The sequence below is a fragment of the Prosthecobacter fluviatilis genome (assembly GCF_055388355.1).
This window is the reverse complement of the sequence record NZ_AP043782.1, coordinates 3,904,854-3,919,405: the sequence shown is the minus strand read 5'-3', so window position 1 is coordinate 3,919,405 and position 14,552 is coordinate 3,904,854. Positions and strand designations below refer to the sequence as shown.

Sequence of the window (14,552 nt, the reverse complement as noted above, 5' to 3'; positions counted from 1 at the left end):
GAGACAACATCAGTTCAGCTTGGCTGAGTTCGCGTCAGAGAAGAACTTACTTGTCCTTGTCCACGACTTCGAAGTCGGCATCCACCACCTTGCCCTTGTCCTGGGACTTGGCTTCGGCGGCACCGCCGGAGGGCTGGCCACCCATGCCGCTCATGTCGGGCATGCCACCTTCGGCGCCGGGGGCTCCGGCTCCTGCGGCGGCTGCGGCCTGGTAGGCGGCGGCAAAGAGCTTCTCGATCTCCTCCGTCTGCGACTTCATTTTGTCGATGTCGTTCGCTTCGATGGCGGACTTCAGGTCGGCGAGCTTGTCGGTGATCGGCTTGGTCTGCTCGGCAGGGACTTTGTCTCCCCACTCCTTCAGCGTCTTCTCGATCTCGTAGCTCAGGCTGTCGGCCTTGTTCTTCACTTCCACGCCTTCCTTGCGCTTGCGGTCTTCCTCGGCGTGCTCTTCAGCGTCGCGCTTGGCTTTCTCGATCTCGTCCTGGGTGAGGCCGGAGCTGCCCTGGATGGAGATGCGCTGTTCCTTGCCAGTGGTCTTTTCCTTGGCGGAGACGTGCAGGATGCCGTTGGCGTCGATGTCAAAGGTCACTTCGATCTGCGGCACGCCACGGGGCATCGGCGGGATGCCGTCGAGCTTGAAGGTGCCGAGGGTCTTGTTGTCGCGGGACATCGGGCGCTCGCCCTGCAGGACCACGATTTCCACACCGGGCTGCTGGTCAGCGTAGGTGGAGAAGGTCTGGCTGTGCTTCTTCGGGATGGTGGTGTTGCGCGGGATCATCGGGGTGGCCACGCCGCCGGCGGTCTCGATGGCGAGGGTCAGCGGGGTCACGTCGAGCAGGAGCACGTCCTTCACGTCGCCCTTGAGCACACCGCCTTGGATGGCAGCGCCGATGGCCACGACTTCGTCCGGGTTCACACCTTGGTGCGGGTCTTTGCCGGCAAGCTTGCGGGCGGTTTCCACCACCTTGGGCATGCGGGTCATACCACCCACCAGCACGAGTTCGTCGATCTTGCTGGCGTCCAGCTTGGCGGCGGCCAGGCAGTCACGCACGGGTTTCATGGTGCGCTCAAAGAGGCTGTCGCAGAGCTGCTCCATCTTGGCGCGGCTCAGGGTCTTCATGATGTGCTTCGGCCCGGTGGCGTCGGCGGTGATGAAGGGCAGGTTCAGGTCGTAGCTCTGGCTGGAGCTGAGGGCAATCTTGGCCTTCTCCGCTTCTTCCTTGATGCGCTGGAGGGCGTCTGGCTGGCCGCTGAGGTCGATGCCGCTGTCGGCTTTGAACTCGTTGACGATCCAGGTGATGAGGGTGTTGTCCCAGTCGTCACCGCCCAGGTGGGTGTCGCCGTCCGTGGCCAGCACTTCAAAGACGCCGTCGCCGATTTCGAGGACGGAGATGTCGAAGGTACCACCACCGAGGTCATACACGGCGATCTTTTCGTCGGACTTGCTTTCCAGACCGTAGGCCAGGGAGGCGGCGGTCGGCTCGTTGATGATGCGGCGCACGTTCAGGCCGGCGATTTCGCCAGCGGCCTTGGTGGCGTTGCGCTGGGAGTCGTTGAAGTAGGCGGGGACGGTGATGACGGCGTCGGTGATGGTTTCGCCCAGCTTGGCTTCAGCGTCGGCCTTCAGCTTGGAGAGGATCATGGCGCTGACTTCCTGGGGGGAGTAGGTCTTGGTTTCGCCGCCGACTTCCACCTGTACGTGGGCGTCGCCATTGGAGGCAGCCACGATCTTGTAGGGCATGCGCTTGTCGGCTTCGGTGAGCTCGGCGAACTTGCGGCCCATCAGGCGCTTCACGGAGAAGACGGTGTTGCGGGGGTTGGTGACGGCCTGGCGCTTGGCGGCCTGACCGACGACACGTTCGCCGCTCTTGGTGAAGGCGACGACGGAAGGAGTGGTGCGTGCGCCTTCGCTGTTTTCGAGCACCGTTGCTTTGCCGCCTTCGAGGACGGCCATGCAGGAGTTGGTGGTGCCGAGGTCAATGCCGAGGATTTTGCTCATGGTTTTGGGGTTGGGGGGGGAAAGGTGGAACTGAGGGTTTTGGTGGTTCCTTCTTGGCTAGACGCGTGCCAAGTGGGTCTTTAGAAATGTAATTCACTGATTGTGAGTTAACTAATAAGATCATGGCACAATGAGCCATGAGCCAAAAATTGTGCCAAAGTGCCAAAATGTGGCACAATTGGGGTGTCACTTGGCACAATTGGGGCCGACGTCTCGTGGTCTTGTCTTCTTCAGGTGGCAATCCAGACAGCCTTTGGCATCGTGTGCGGCATGTCCCTTATGAAGAAAATGGCCGTGGGCGTCGGCCTGCTTGCGCTCTGTCTGGGGCTTTTCTCGCTCCTCAGTTCCTGCTCGGCATTCAACTCGTGGCGCGGCGAGGTCGACGGGCGGGCGGATGCGCAGAAGGATCTGAAGGCTGGCAAACTCATCCTTGAGACCATGGGGCCACCACCGGCACCGTGGGAGAGGACCTATGAAAAGCTGCTCAAGGAACGGCACGGCATCACGTACTCCTGGGTGGCCGGGTGCATTGTGAGCGATCGCGTGAGTGGTCACGCCAGAGCGTACAATCAAATCATGGAGGCGGAGATTGAGCGGCGGTTTGGGAAAGGTGTTTTGGAAAAAACAGCGGAGGAAGCCAGGAAGCAGACGGGACCGTCCTCGCCCTGATCCCTGACGGCGCTTGTGAAAAGTTTCACAATCCGATTGCCGCCCCTGCGCAGGGGGCGTAATTCTCAGGGTCCCAAACTTTCCCCTGACTCCCATGGTCGCCCCTGCTGATTCCACCGTTGCTGCTTACGACTCCAAAGTCGAAGGCAATATCATCTTCACCAAGATGGACGCCGCCATCAACTGGATGCGCAAGAACTCCATGTGGCCGATGCCGATGGGCCTCGCCTGCTGCGCCATCGAAATGATGGCCGCTGCCTGCAGCCGCTACGACTTGAGCCGCTTCGGTGCGGAAGTGATGCGCTTTTCCCCCCGCCAGGCCGACGTCATGATTGTGGCGGGTACAGTGACTTACAAGATGGCCCTCGCCGTGAAGCGCGTGTGGGACCAGATGCCGGAGCCGAAGTGGTGCATCGCCATGGGTGCCTGCGCCTCCTCGGGCGGCATGTACCGCAGCTACGCGGTGCTCCAGGGCATCGACCAGCTCATCCCGGTGGACGTTTACATTTCCGGCTGCCCTCCGCGCCCTGAGGCGCTGCTGGAGGGCCTGATGCGCCTGCAGCACAAGATCGAGACCGAGCACTCCTTTGTGGAGCAGAAGAAAGAACTGCTGGCCGAACTCACCGCCTAATTTTTTGCACCGCCATGAAAGCCCCTGAGATGGTCGAAGCCCTGAAGCAGAAGTTTGGCGATGCCGTGCTGGAAACGAAGGAGTTTCGTGGAGAGCACACGCTCGTCGTCACCCTGGCCAGCGCCAAGCCGCTGCTGAAATACTGCCGCGATGAGCTGAACTTTGACTACCTCATCGACGTCTCCAGCCTGGACTACATGGGCCGGGAGCCGCGCTTTGAGATGGTGTATGAGCTCTACGGCTACGGCCACCTGCAGTACCTGCGTGTGCGTGCCGCTGTGGCGGAAGACGTGGAAGTCCCCACGGTGAGCGACCTCTGGGCCACGGCCGACTGGCACGAGCGCGAGGTGTATGACATGATGGGCATCAAGTTCAGCGGGCACCCGGACCTGCGCCGCATCCTGATGTGGGAGGGCTATCCCTTCTTCCCGCTGCGCAAAGACTTCCCCCTCGAAGGCAAGCCCAGCGACATGCCCGATGTGGGCTTTACCAAGGTGGCCCCGATGGCGGACGGCCCCTTTGTGACCACGGCAGGCGAGGGAGATACGCAGACGCGCGAGCCGCGCTCCCGCAGGCCGGTGGAATAGCCCGGCTGCAGGACGTAGGTTGGGTGTGTTTGGCGCGTTGCGTTCTCACATGCTCCAGTTCTTTCTTCGCCAAACCGCCCGACTGCGATGACTTTCGCGAGGCTTCAGTGTTTGCGGGTACGCTCATGGACGGGCGGGCTGCCGCCACACCCGCCCTACGACCGGACATGCGCTGCGCTGCGCTCCTTTCCATCGTGGACATTCCCGCGCGTTCGCGGTTTAATGCAAAATCTTCCGCAGCCGCGTTCATCCCTGTGACGATGCTGTGCGATAGAGCCGCACCACCTCACCCGTTCATTTTTCCCTCGCATGACACGCACCCACATCACCACCGTACTTGGTCTGGCCATGGCCACGACCGTCTTCTCCGCTGATTCCACCGACTGGGGCACCTTCCGCGGGCCTTCGGGCAACGGCATCGTCCCCGCCCTGGCCAACGCCAAATGGAGCCTCAAGCAGGTCTGGAAGTCTCCTACCAATCTCGGCTTCAGCTCCTTCGCCGTGGCGGGGGGCAAGGTGTACACGCTCGTCACTGGCGAGAGCGATGGCAACAGCGGCGAAATGCTGGCCTGCCTGGATGAAAAGACTGGCAAGGAGCTGTGGAGCAAGCCGCTGAGCATTGTGCCCAAATACACCGGTGGCGGTGACTCCGGCACGCCGGACAACAAAGGCGGAGACGGCTCGCGCTCCACGCCGGTGGTGAATGGCGGCAAAGTCTATGCCATCGACTCCATGCTGGGCGTGTTCTGCTTTGACGCAGCCACGGGCAAGGAAGTGTGGAAGCACGACGTGATGAAGGAAAACGCCGGCGTGCAGATCAAATGGGAAAACGCCGCGTCTCCGGTGATCGATGGCGATGTGCTGCTGCTGGCCGGCGGCGGTGCGGGCGAGGCGCTGCTGGGCCTGGACAAAAACACCGGCAAGGTGGTGTGGAAGGGCGAGGACGACAAGATGACCCACGCCACCCCCGTGCTGGCAGACATCCTGGGCGTGCACCAGGCCATCTTCTTCACGCAGACAGGCCTTGTGGCCGTCGATCCGCAAAAAGGCAGCGTGCTCTGGCGCGCGCCCTTCCCCTACAAGGTGAGCACGGCCGCCTCTCCGGTGGTGTATCAGGACATCGTGTACTGCTCCGCCGGCTACGGCGTGGGCGCGGGTGCGTTCAAGATCACCAAGAGCGGCAGCAAGCTGGAGGCCACGCAGATCTGGCGCCGTGAAAACCAGTGCTTCAACCACTGGAGCACCCCGGTGGTGAAGGACGGCTACCTCTACGGCATGTTCAGCTTCAAGGAATACGGCGCGGGCCCGCTGGCCTGTGTGGACATCCACACCGGCGAGGACAAGTGGGCTGAGAAGGGCTTTGGCCCTGGCCAGGTCATTCTTGCCGGAGACAAGATCATCGCCACCAGCGACAAGGGAGAGATCGTCGTCGTCGAGGCCAGCCCTGATAAGTACAAGGAAGTGGCGCGCAAGGACGTGCTGGACGGCAAGGTGTGGAGCTACCCCATCCTGGCCAATGGCAAGATCTTTGCCCGCAGCACGACCGAAGGCGTGTGCCTGGACGTGAACTGAGCCCGGCCCGCCCTTCCGGAGCCGGTTTTTTCGAAGCCCGCAGGTCACCCCTGCGGGCTTCTTCTTTTGGTCCTGAGACCGTGCAGCCTTGACGCATCGGGGGCTTTAACCGACTCTCAAAGCTTTCTCTGGCATGAAGTGGCTGAACCGTGTGATCCAGGCCTGGCAAAAGGCGCGTGAACTCCCCTATCTGGGGCGGAGTTCCTTTGCCGTGGCCATCCTTCTCCTGATCATCTCCATGCTGACGGGGTGGCACCGCACGCATCCGGATGATGCGGTGGATGCCGCGCTGCAGCAGGCCCAGGTGGCGCAGGTGGACGTGCCGCAGGGCATCCTGATCCTGTCCAAGGTGCTGCCGTACCTGAACCTGTGGGTCAGGCTTGGCGTGCCGGTGCTGCTGATCGTGATCTGGCGGCGCTGGGGAGACCTGCGCCGTCTGATGCTGCCGACCAGCATCGCCTCCGTGTCCATGGCCGTGTGGTCCATCGCGAGCGATCTGGTGGACTACATCGCGCATTCGCACATGACGGAGATCGGCGAGCCGCCCGTGCCGCTGGCCTTTGCGTTCAAGCTCGTGTTCATGGCGCTGGCGTTTCTCTCGGTGCCCTTTGCCCTGCAGTACTACCGGCGCATCGGCCTCCTGGAGCGCTACACGCTGCGCACCTTTCTGCATCCGCTGGTGTTCTGCTTTGTGTCCTTCTTCACGCTGTGGATCATCATGGACCTGCTGGACAACCTGAAGGACTTTCAGGAGTCGAAGTTTGGCGTTGTGCGGGTGGTGACCTTTTACCTGGGGATGATCCCGTTTGTTTACACGCAGGTGCTGCCGGTGGCCCTGCTGCTGGCGGTGCTGTATGCGCTCACGCGCATGTCGAAGGCGAACGAGCTCATCTCCATGCTGGGCACGGGCTGGAGCCTGTTCCGGGTGCTGCGCCCCATCTTTGTGTGCAGCGTGTATGCGTGCGCGCTGGACATGGCGGCCAACTACCACTGGGCGCCACGTGCGGAGGGGAACCGCGAGGCCGCGTTTCGGGGCATGAGCCAGCATGCGGCGGACTCGATCATGGCCTCCCACATCATGTTTCACAATGAGCAGACGCGCCGTACCTGGTACGTGGGCACCTTCCCCTTCTCCATGCGCAGCGGTAATGAGCGCATGCACGGCGTGCAGATCCGCGAGGAGGATGAGCAGGGGCGGCCGCTGCGCACCATCATCGCCCCGGATGTGGGCTGGTCACCGCGTTCGGGCTGGCGTTTCTACAATGGCAAGGAGATGGTCTATCAGGACGGCAAGCTCGCCTCCATCCGGCCTTTCGCCAAAGGGGCGGACGGGCAGAGCATGCTGACGGTGGGCGGGATCGAGGAAACGCCTTGGAGCCTGGTGAGTTATGCGCTGCGGCCGGATTTCATGAGCGTGCCGGAGCTGATCTCCTACCTGCAGGCACACCCGAAGGCGGCAGACGACAAGCTGGCTCCTTTCCGCTCGCACCTGTGGCACCGCTTTGCGCTGCCGTGGCAGGCCATGGCGCTGGTGCTGGTGGCGGCGCCGCTGGGGGTGGCGTACTCCCGCCGTGGCTCGGTGGGGGGCATCGCGGGCAGCGTGTTCATCTTCTTCATCTACATGTTCATGAACAATCTGTGCCTGAACCTCGGCAAGGGCGGGCACCTGCCGCCATGGCTCACCGTGTGGCTGCCGCACCTGCTGTTTGGCTCTCTGGGACTCATCCTGTTCCACTACCGCTCGCAGAACCGCGACCTGCCCAGCTTCAAATTCCGCCTCTCCAAGCCCAAGCCCCAGATCGCGCGCCCGCGCAACCGCCGTGCCCCGCTGCCCAGCGCCCCTGCGGCTTGAAATTCTGATCCTGAAACTTAAACATCGCTGATGCAGCAAAACTGGTCCATTCGCAGCCGTGCGCACACCTGCGCCGTCACCGGTCGTCCGTTTGAGGATGGCGAGAGCTTCCATACCACGATCTATTTTGACCCCGAGGAAAACGGCTATGTGCGGCGCGACGTGTGCTCCGAGGCCTGGGCGCAGGAGCAGGAGCTGCGCAAGCCGGTGGCCTCATGGAAGACCATCTACAGCAAGGTCATCGCCGAGGCGAAGCCGGAGATCGCCCCCAAGGAGAGTGCGCAGGCGCTGCTGCAGCGCTTCATTGAGGAAGGCGACCCGCGCACCGAAAACGCGCGCTACATCCTGGCGCTGATGCTGGAGCGCAAACGCCAGCTCTCGCAGACGGCGGAGAAGGAGGTGGACGGTGCGAAGATGCTCTTTTACGAAAACAAGAAGACCGGTGAGATCTTCATCGTGCGCGACCCTGAGCTGCGCCTGGACGAGATCGCGGACATGCAGGACGAGGTGGCCACGCTCCTCGCCTTTGGCGGTCCTGCGGCCGCGGCCGCCAAGGCCGTGGGTGTGACCCTGACGGTGGACGGCGTGGTGCCTGCGCCAGATGCGCAAGCTGCGCCGCCCGAGGCGGACGCCGCTGCGCCTGCCGAACCTGCGGAGAGCGCACCTGCGGCTGATGCCGCAGCCGAGCCCGCTGCTGAGGAGGCGGAGCCTGAGACAGACTCTGCAACGGAGAGCGAGCCGGAAGCTGACGAGGCAGAGGTTGATTCTGATTCAGAGGCTGAAGCTGAGGGCGATGAGCCTGTGGCGGAGTGATACCACGGATCTGGTGAGGCCGGCCGGCCTCTGAGGCTCCGGGGCACGAGCTTTGGTGCTTGAGGGTGCTATGACGCAGCGCAGTTGACACTGCGCACCACCCACGCCTACTTTGCTCCATGTCCTTCTGCACCCAAGCATCGCTGCTGCCGCGAATCGCGCGGCTGGTGGTTGTGGGGGCGGTCTGTCTCTCACTCGGTGCGCACTGGGCCTTGCTGCAAGGTGTCGCGTGGGCAGGCATGCTGGTATCCTTTGCCAGCGAGGGAACAGTGATGGAGGCGGTGCAGAAAACCTTCGATGGTCAGCATGGCTGCCCGCTTTGTAAAAAAGTGAAGGAAGGCAGCAGCACCAACCGCAAGCAGCCGCAGCAGGCGGGGCAGTCCATGCAGAAGATCAACGCCGTGCTGGTGGAGATGACGACCCTGGTCGCCCCTGCGGGAGACACTTTTTCATTCGTGCCACTGCACGAAAGGCCGGTCAGCCGCACCGAACTGCCGGAGACGCCACCGCCACGGCGTGGCAGCAGCCTCCGCTCCCTGAGCTGAGCCCCATGCACGCATAGGCCGTCTGTACTCGCAGGCGTCTGATTGGCCGCGTGTCTGCACCCCTACCCCATCCGCACCGCCATGCCCTGAAGGGACGCCCGTGGCGTGTGAGGTCCCCAGTTCATGCGTCCCTCCTCATTCCTTTTTTCATGTCTCTTTTTTCAAAACTCCCCCTCCTGGCAGCCGCGTGTGTGCTGCCTTTCACTGCCATCATTCACGCCCAGGACTCCCTCTCACGCGGGCAGGCGGTTTACATGCAGGTCTGCTTTGCCTGTCACCAGCCCACGGGCCTGGGCCTGCCGGGCATGTTTCCGCCGCTGGCGGGCTCGGACTGGGTGGCGGCGGCAAAGCCGGACCGCCTCATCCGCATGGTGCTGCATGGTTTCACCGGCCCCATCACGCTCAATGGCAAGCCCTTCACCTCTCCTGCGCCGCTCATGCCGCCGCAGGGCGCGGCGCTGAGCGACACGCAGATCGCCGATGTGCTGACGTATGTGCGCAGCAGCTTTGGCAACAAGGCCGCCGCTGTGACGCCGGAGCAGGTGAAGGCCATCCGTGAGGCTGAGAAGGCGCGCAGCGCGATGTGGACGGAGGCGGAGATTCTCAAAATCCCGGTGGAGTAATGCCATGACGGACCACCCACCTCCAGACTCACCGGTGCCGCCACCGCCGGGCGTGCGCTACGACTCCGCCGGGGCTGACTTCCGCGTCAGCACCGGCTCCTGGCTGCGCATGACGCTGGGCATCGGCATGGCCTTGGCGGGCGTGCTGGTGCTGGGACGCTATGCCCGGCACGCGCTCCCACCGCCGCCGCTGCCCATCGTGGCCCAGGTCCAGGGCGACCTGGAGGCCACCGAGCGCAGCGGGCAGACGGTGAAACTCTCCGCGCTGCGCGGAAAGGTCACCGTCATGGCCTGCCTCTACACCGTGTGCCCGCACGGCTGCGCCGCAGTGGTGGCAGAGATGCAGAAGCTCAATGCAGCCTACCGCACGCGGCCGGATTTCCACCTGGTCTCACTGGCGGTGGCGCCGGAGCGCGACACCACGGACTTCCTGAAAGCCTACGCGGAAGGCGTGGGCGCAAAGCGGGAGGACCCGTGGTGGTTCGTCACCGGCGGGCAGCAGGCCATCTGGGACTACATGACCCATGGCCTGCAGCTCCAGGCACCGGCACCCATCCCGGAGGAAAAGCGCATCAACCCGCTGGACCTCTACGAGCACGACCTGCGCCTCGTGCTCCTCGACCGCCAGGGCCGCGTGCGCGGCTACTACTCGGTCTTTCACCCTCAGTCAGAGATCGCCGCGCTCATGGTCGAAAAGCTTGATCGCGACGTGCGGCGCTTGCTCGACAACCCCGCAGAATAAAACTCCACCCCATCCACCCCTATGAAACACCTCCTCACACTCCTCCTCGGCCTGCTCCTCCTTTCCACCTCCTGCACCGCCGACGAGCCGGTGACCTTCGTCTATGAGGGCGAGGTCGCGGGCATCATGTGCATTCACTGCACGAACAAAGTCGAAGCCGCGATGAAGAAGCTGCCCGACGTGCAGAGCGTCAAAATCACGCGCGATGAGAAAGGCGGGCTGCCCAAGCTGGAGATCGTCGCCGCCAATGCGAAGCTCACCCGCGAAGACGCCGTCAAGGCGCTGGGAGACGACGCCAAGATGTACGACATCCGCAGCCTGAAGCTGGTGCGGGGAAAATAGTCTGACACATGTCTTGCGGCTGCCCAGCCACCTCTCAATAATCGCCCGCCATGCTTTCCGCTGCCCGCCGTTCGTTGTCACTGCGCCCCGCGCAGCGCGGGGTCGTGCTGGTGCTGTGCCTGGCGCTGGGCCTGCACTGGGCGCTGCTGCAGGGCATCGCCTGGACGGGCATGCTCCTCAGCTTTGCGAGCGAGGGCTCGGTGATTGAGGCGGTGGAAAAGACCTTCGACGGGCAGCACCCCTGCGAGCTGTGCAAGAAGGTGAAGGAGGGAGCGCAGGACTCTGAAGACGGCAGGCAGAGCGCCCCGCAGGATGACGCCGCCAAGGGCGGGCTGCATGCCGTGCTGGTGAGCACCGCCACGCTGCTGCCCCCCGCAGGAGAACTGCTGTCATTCGCACCGCTGTGCGAAGTGCTGATCAGCCGAAAAGGAATGCCGGAGCCACCACCGCCACGAAGCGGGCAGGTCTGAACCAAGCCGGGCGGTTTCCCCAAACCGTCTGCCCTCCACCACACGCCGGACCTGGAAGTCCGGCCCACCCTCATGCGCATGCCGCCTTCTGTGCGGCTGCCCCTCTCCCGCATCCCTTGACATGAAACCTTTCTCCTACCTCTTTGTACTCTCTCTGACCGGCGCTGCCTTGGCGCAGCCGGCCCCCTCTCCGACGACCGAACTTCAGGAAGTCGTCATCACCGCCAGGAAAGACTCCCCTTCCCTCACGGTACCCAGCCTGGAGCTGCGCCAGGAACAGATCGCCGCATCTGTGCCCGGCGGCGCCGGCCTGGTGGACGCCGAATTCTACAAGCGCGGCCGTGCCTCCACGCTGAAGGACGCACTGGACTTTGCGCCCGGTGTGCTGATCCAGTCGCGCTTCGGCGCGGAGGAGTCGCGCATCGCCATCCGCGGCTCCGGCTTGCAGCGCACCTTCCACGGGCGCGGCATCTGGATGATGCAGGATGGCATGCCGCTGAACCTGGCGGACGGCGGCTTTGACATGCAGGCCATCGAGCCGCTGGCGGCCAGCTACATCGAGGTCTTTCGCGGGGCGAACGCGCTGCAGCACGGTTCCGCCACGCTGGGCGGCGCGGTGAACTTCATCTCCAACACGGGCTACACCGCACCCCCCGCGCAGGCACGCGTGGAGGTGGGCAGCTTCAACACGTACCGCGCGCAGATCTCCTCCGGCTTTGTGAGTGGAAACACGGACATGTATGTGAGCATCACCGCCTCCCATACCGACGGCTTCCGCGACTGGAGCAAGCAGGAGAGCTTCCGCGTGTTTGCAAACATCGGCACCAAGATCAGCCCGAACCTGGAGAACCGCTTCTACATCACCTACGTGGACAGCAACTCCCAGCTCCCCGGAAACCTGACCAAGGCGCAGATGAACAACAATCCGCAGCAGGCCGCGCCGGGCTCCTTTCGGCCCACCGTGGCGGGAGGCGCAGGCTACCAGGAGCGCAACTACCGCCTCTTCCGCCTGGCCAACAAGACCACCTACACGGACGGCGGGGACAACACGATCACCTTCAGCGCCTTCTGGAGCTGGAAGGACCTGAACCACCCGATCTTCCAGGTGATCGACCAGCTGAGCAACGACCTGGGCTTTGACCTGCGCTACGAGCACAAAGGCAGCGTGCTGGGGCGTGAAAACACCTTCACCGTGGGCACGGGCTTCATGTGGGGCGGCACGAATGACAACCGCTTCTTCAACATCAACGGCACACGCGGCGCGCAGGTGGCCGCCTACCGCCTGCAGGCCACGAACTTCAACCTCTACTTTCAGGACAAGCTCCAGCTCACGGAGAAGCTCTCCTTCATCGCCGGCGCGCAGGTGGCCTATGCCTCCCGCGAGCTGGACGAGCTGCAGGCCTTTCCCGGCGTGAACCCTCCCGGCCAGTTCACCGGCCTGCCCAACACCCTGAACAACAGCGACCGCCTGGAGGCCTGGGGCTTCAGCCCCAAGCTGGGCCTGCTGTATGAGGTGGACCCCAAGACGCAGATCTACTTCAACGCCAGCCGCAGCTTTGAGCCCCCCACCCTGGGAGAGGCCACGCCCGCAGGCACCGGCCTGCTGCAGCTCAAGCCGCAGACCGCCACCACGCTGGAGATCGGTACCCGCGGCCAGCGCGACCGCGTGAGCTGGGACTTCAGCTACTACTACGCGTGGGTGGAGCGCGAGCTCCTCGGCCTGGGCTCCCCCATCCTGACCCCCACCACCACCGTGAATGCCGGCAAGACGATCCACCAGGGCGTCGAATTCGGCCTGAATGTGGACGTGCTGCGCAATCTGGCGATCTCCTCCGACCGCCTGGTGCTGAACCAGAACTTCCTCTGGAACAACTTCAGCTTTGACAAGAGCGCCGCCTACGGCAGCCGCCTGCTGCCGGGCTACTCCCCGGTGTACTACCGTGCGCAGCTGCTCTATGAGCACCCCTGCGGCTTTTACGTGGGGCCCACGCTGGAGTGGTCCCCCTTCAGCTATGCCGCCGACCTGGCACGCACCACCTTTGCCGATCCGTATGCGCTGCTGGGCATGAAATTCGGCTACCGAACCAAGAAGGGCTTCTCCTTCTTCTTTGAGGCGCGCAACCTGACCAACGAGATCTACAGCCCCACCGTGAACGTCGTCACCAACGCCACCACTTCCCCCGCTGTCTTTCTCCCTGGCGACGGCCGCAGCTTCTACGGCGGCATCGAGTGGAAGTGGTAAGCGCCTTTCCGAATCGTAGGACTGGTGTGGCGAAAGCCCGCCCGTCTCTCAGCGCGTGGCAAGCACGCCGGCCTGCGAACACCTCCCAGAGTCGGGCGGTTTGGCGGAGCAGCCTTCCGATGATTAAGAAAGCACCATCCGCCAAACACACCCAACCTACGACCAAGCATCCCAACATCCCTCCCAGTCCTCTCTCCCCCCATGAACTCACGCCTCATCCGCAAACTCCACCGCTGGCTCGGCCTCGTCTTCAGCGTCTCCGTCCTGCTCGCCTCCGGCAGCGGCGTGCTGCACAACGTCATGACCCGTACGCAGGCTCCTCCGCCCCAGGCGAAGCCCTCCGGCGGCGGCATGGATGTGGCCGCCATCCGGCTCAGCGTGGCGGAGGCCGTGGGGAAACTGGGTGGCGACAAGCCCGAAGTGCAGGCCGTGAACCTGCGCGGCATCGGCGGCCAGCCCTGGTACCAGATCTACACCACCACCTCCCGCGCGCCGCAGTACGTCAGCGCCGTGGACGGCCGCGTGGACCCTGCCATGGATGAGGCCTACGCCGCCGAGATCGCGACCAAATTCCTCGCCGGAGCCGCCGTGAAAAAGACGGACTTTCTCACCGCCTTCAACACCGAGTACATCAACATCTTCCGCATCCTCCCGGTGTACCGCTTTGATGCCGGCGACGCGCTGGACACCCGCGTGTACGTCTCCACCACCACCGGCAGCGTCACGCGCCACACCGACAGGCAGCGGCAGTTTGAGGCCACCGTGTTCACCAATTTCCACAAGCTCGGCTTCATCCCGGACAAGGACACGCGCGACCTCGTGCTCACCGTGGTGACCTTTGGCATCTTCCTCGTCGCCTGCCTCGGGGTGGCGCTCTTCTTTGCCACCCGGCCAAAGAAACGGTGAATTATAAAACAAGCCCGTTTTTAGCCTTCACCTTTTTCGGGTGATGGGTTAAAAACGGGACTCATAGCCATGAAAAATATCCTGATCCTCGCCACGTTCGCTCTCTGCCTCAGCACCGCACACGCAGACCTAACCCCCTCCCATCAGGCAGCCATCGAAAAGCTGCTCGTCGTCATGAAGGTGCAGAAGCAGTTTGAAAACAACCTCACCCTTGGCTTTGAGACCGGCATGGGCGCGAACTCGGACCAGATCAAGTCCATGCCCCAGGAGCAGCAGCAGAAATTTGCCAGCGGCATGGAAAAGGTGAAGGCCGCCATGATGGAGCAGATGGGCTGGGAAAAGCTCAAGCCCGAGATCATCGCCATCTACGGCAAAAACTTCACCGAAGCCCAGGCGCAGGACATCGTGAAGCTCATGGACACCCCCACCGGCCAGCTCATCTTTGACAAGCAGCTCGTCATGGCCGGAGACATGTTCAAGCTGGCACAGGACAAGATGAAGGTGCTCATGCCGCAGATCATGCAGATCATGCAGGCAGAGATGACCAAATAGCATAGAC

General features: G+C 63.3%; 15 protein-coding genes. 14 read left to right on the top strand and 1 reads right to left on the bottom strand.

Features of this window, described 5'->3' with window-relative positions; all coding sequences use genetic code 11:
• Positions 1-46: 46 nt before the first annotated feature.
• Positions 47-1,999, bottom strand: a complete 1,953-nt coding sequence (dnaK, locus tag ACZ5WW_RS15265) for a molecular chaperone DnaK (RefSeq protein ID WP_377171720.1) — start codon at positions 1,997-1,999, stop codon at positions 47-49.
• Positions 2,000-2,233: 234 nt separating this feature from the next.
• Between dnaK and ACZ5WW_RS15260 the strand changes: the two genes are divergently transcribed.
• The 14 genes from ACZ5WW_RS15260 (at position 2,234) to ACZ5WW_RS15195 (ending at position 14,545) form a co-directional block, all read left to right on the top strand.
• Entirely contained in the window at positions 2,234-2,668 is a 435-nt protein-coding gene (locus ACZ5WW_RS15260) for a hypothetical protein (RefSeq protein ID WP_377171718.1), read from the top strand.
• Positions 2,669-2,762: 94 nt separating this feature from the next.
• On the top strand, positions 2,763-3,299 hold the full coding sequence (gene nuoB / locus ACZ5WW_RS15255; RefSeq protein ID WP_377171716.1) for an NADH-quinone oxidoreductase subunit NuoB: 537 nt from the start codon (positions 2,763-2,765) through the stop codon (positions 3,297-3,299).
• A 14-nt stretch (positions 3,300-3,313) separates the two neighbouring features.
• On the top strand, positions 3,314-3,886 hold the full coding sequence (locus tag ACZ5WW_RS15250) for an NADH-quinone oxidoreductase subunit C (RefSeq protein WP_377171714.1): 573 nt from the start codon (positions 3,314-3,316) through the stop codon (positions 3,884-3,886).
• A gap of 309 nt (positions 3,887-4,195) precedes the next feature.
• Complete coding sequence (locus tag ACZ5WW_RS15245; protein WP_377171712.1) at positions 4,196-5,458, top strand: outer membrane protein assembly factor BamB family protein; 1,263 nt, start codon at positions 4,196-4,198, stop codon at positions 5,456-5,458.
• A gap of 133 nt (positions 5,459-5,591) precedes the next feature.
• Positions 5,592-7,310 (top strand): LptF/LptG family permease, encoded by a 1,719-nt coding sequence (locus ACZ5WW_RS15240; protein ID WP_377171710.1) that lies wholly within the window; start codon positions 5,592-5,594, stop codon positions 7,308-7,310.
• Between the two features lie 30 nt (positions 7,311-7,340).
• Positions 7,341-8,123: a hypothetical protein gene (locus ACZ5WW_RS15235; protein ID WP_377171708.1), complete on the top strand. Its 783-nt coding sequence runs from the start codon at positions 7,341-7,343 to the stop codon at positions 8,121-8,123.
• 119 nt (positions 8,124-8,242) lie between these two features.
• A complete protein-coding gene (locus ACZ5WW_RS15230; protein WP_377171706.1) occupies positions 8,243-8,668 on the top strand; it encodes a hypothetical protein in 426 nt (141 codons plus the stop codon).
• 149 nt (positions 8,669-8,817) lie between these two features.
• Positions 8,818-9,291, top strand: coding sequence for a c-type cytochrome (locus ACZ5WW_RS15225; protein WP_377171704.1), 474 nt, complete (start codon positions 8,818-8,820; stop codon positions 9,289-9,291).
• Positions 9,292-9,295: 4 nt separating this feature from the next.
• Positions 9,296-10,033 carry an SCO family protein gene (locus tag ACZ5WW_RS15220; RefSeq protein ID WP_377171702.1) on the top strand — a complete coding sequence of 246 codons (738 nt, stop codon included), beginning with the start codon at positions 9,296-9,298 and terminating at the stop codon, positions 10,031-10,033.
• Between the two features lie 21 nt (positions 10,034-10,054).
• Positions 10,055-10,375 carry a hypothetical protein gene (locus ACZ5WW_RS15215; RefSeq protein ID WP_377171700.1) on the top strand — a complete coding sequence of 107 codons (321 nt, stop codon included), beginning with the start codon at positions 10,055-10,057 and terminating at the stop codon, positions 10,373-10,375.
• A 50-nt stretch (positions 10,376-10,425) separates the two neighbouring features.
• A complete protein-coding gene (locus ACZ5WW_RS15210; RefSeq protein ID WP_377171698.1) occupies positions 10,426-10,845 on the top strand; it encodes a hypothetical protein in 420 nt (139 codons plus the stop codon).
• A 121-nt stretch (positions 10,846-10,966) separates the two neighbouring features.
• Positions 10,967-13,087: a TonB-dependent receptor family protein gene (locus ACZ5WW_RS15205; RefSeq protein ID WP_377171696.1), complete on the top strand. Its 2,121-nt coding sequence runs from the start codon at positions 10,967-10,969 to the stop codon at positions 13,085-13,087.
• 201 nt (positions 13,088-13,288) lie between these two features.
• Positions 13,289-13,993: a hypothetical protein gene (locus ACZ5WW_RS15200; protein WP_377171694.1), complete on the top strand. Its 705-nt coding sequence runs from the start codon at positions 13,289-13,291 to the stop codon at positions 13,991-13,993.
• A 69-nt stretch (positions 13,994-14,062) separates the two neighbouring features.
• On the top strand, positions 14,063-14,545 hold the full coding sequence (locus ACZ5WW_RS15195) for a DUF2059 domain-containing protein (protein ID WP_377171692.1): 483 nt from the start codon (positions 14,063-14,065) through the stop codon (positions 14,543-14,545).
• The last annotated feature ends 7 nt before the right edge of the window (positions 14,546-14,552 follow it).

What these genes read in the sequence shown, in the direction of transcription:
- dnaK (WP_377171720.1), bottom strand. Translation starts at nt 1,999, where the DNA reads ATGAGCAAAATCCTCGGCATTGACCTCGGCACCACCAACTCCTGCATG.
- nuoB (WP_377171716.1), top strand. Translation starts at nt 2,763, where the DNA reads ATGGTCGCCCCTGCTGATTCCACCGTTGCTGCTTACGACTCCAAAGTC.
- ACZ5WW_RS15250 (WP_377171714.1), top strand. Translation starts at nt 3,314, where the DNA reads ATGAAAGCCCCTGAGATGGTCGAAGCCCTGAAGCAGAAGTTTGGCGAT.
- ACZ5WW_RS15245 (WP_377171712.1), top strand. Translation starts at nt 4,196, where the DNA reads ATGACACGCACCCACATCACCACCGTACTTGGTCTGGCCATGGCCACG.
- ACZ5WW_RS15240 (WP_377171710.1), top strand. Translation starts at nt 5,592, where the DNA reads ATGAAGTGGCTGAACCGTGTGATCCAGGCCTGGCAAAAGGCGCGTGAA.
- ACZ5WW_RS15235 (WP_377171708.1), top strand. Translation starts at nt 7,341, where the DNA reads ATGCAGCAAAACTGGTCCATTCGCAGCCGTGCGCACACCTGCGCCGTC.
- ACZ5WW_RS15230 (WP_377171706.1), top strand. Translation starts at nt 8,243, where the DNA reads ATGTCCTTCTGCACCCAAGCATCGCTGCTGCCGCGAATCGCGCGGCTG.
- ACZ5WW_RS15225 (WP_377171704.1), top strand. Translation starts at nt 8,818, where the DNA reads ATGTCTCTTTTTTCAAAACTCCCCCTCCTGGCAGCCGCGTGTGTGCTG.
- ACZ5WW_RS15220 (WP_377171702.1), top strand. Translation starts at nt 9,296, where the DNA reads ATGACGGACCACCCACCTCCAGACTCACCGGTGCCGCCACCGCCGGGC.
- ACZ5WW_RS15215 (WP_377171700.1), top strand. Translation starts at nt 10,055, where the DNA reads ATGAAACACCTCCTCACACTCCTCCTCGGCCTGCTCCTCCTTTCCACC.
- ACZ5WW_RS15210 (WP_377171698.1), top strand. Translation starts at nt 10,426, where the DNA reads ATGCTTTCCGCTGCCCGCCGTTCGTTGTCACTGCGCCCCGCGCAGCGC.
- ACZ5WW_RS15205 (WP_377171696.1), top strand. Translation starts at nt 10,967, where the DNA reads ATGAAACCTTTCTCCTACCTCTTTGTACTCTCTCTGACCGGCGCTGCC.
- ACZ5WW_RS15200 (WP_377171694.1), top strand. Translation starts at nt 13,289, where the DNA reads ATGAACTCACGCCTCATCCGCAAACTCCACCGCTGGCTCGGCCTCGTC.
- ACZ5WW_RS15195 (WP_377171692.1), top strand. Translation starts at nt 14,063, where the DNA reads ATGAAAAATATCCTGATCCTCGCCACGTTCGCTCTCTGCCTCAGCACC.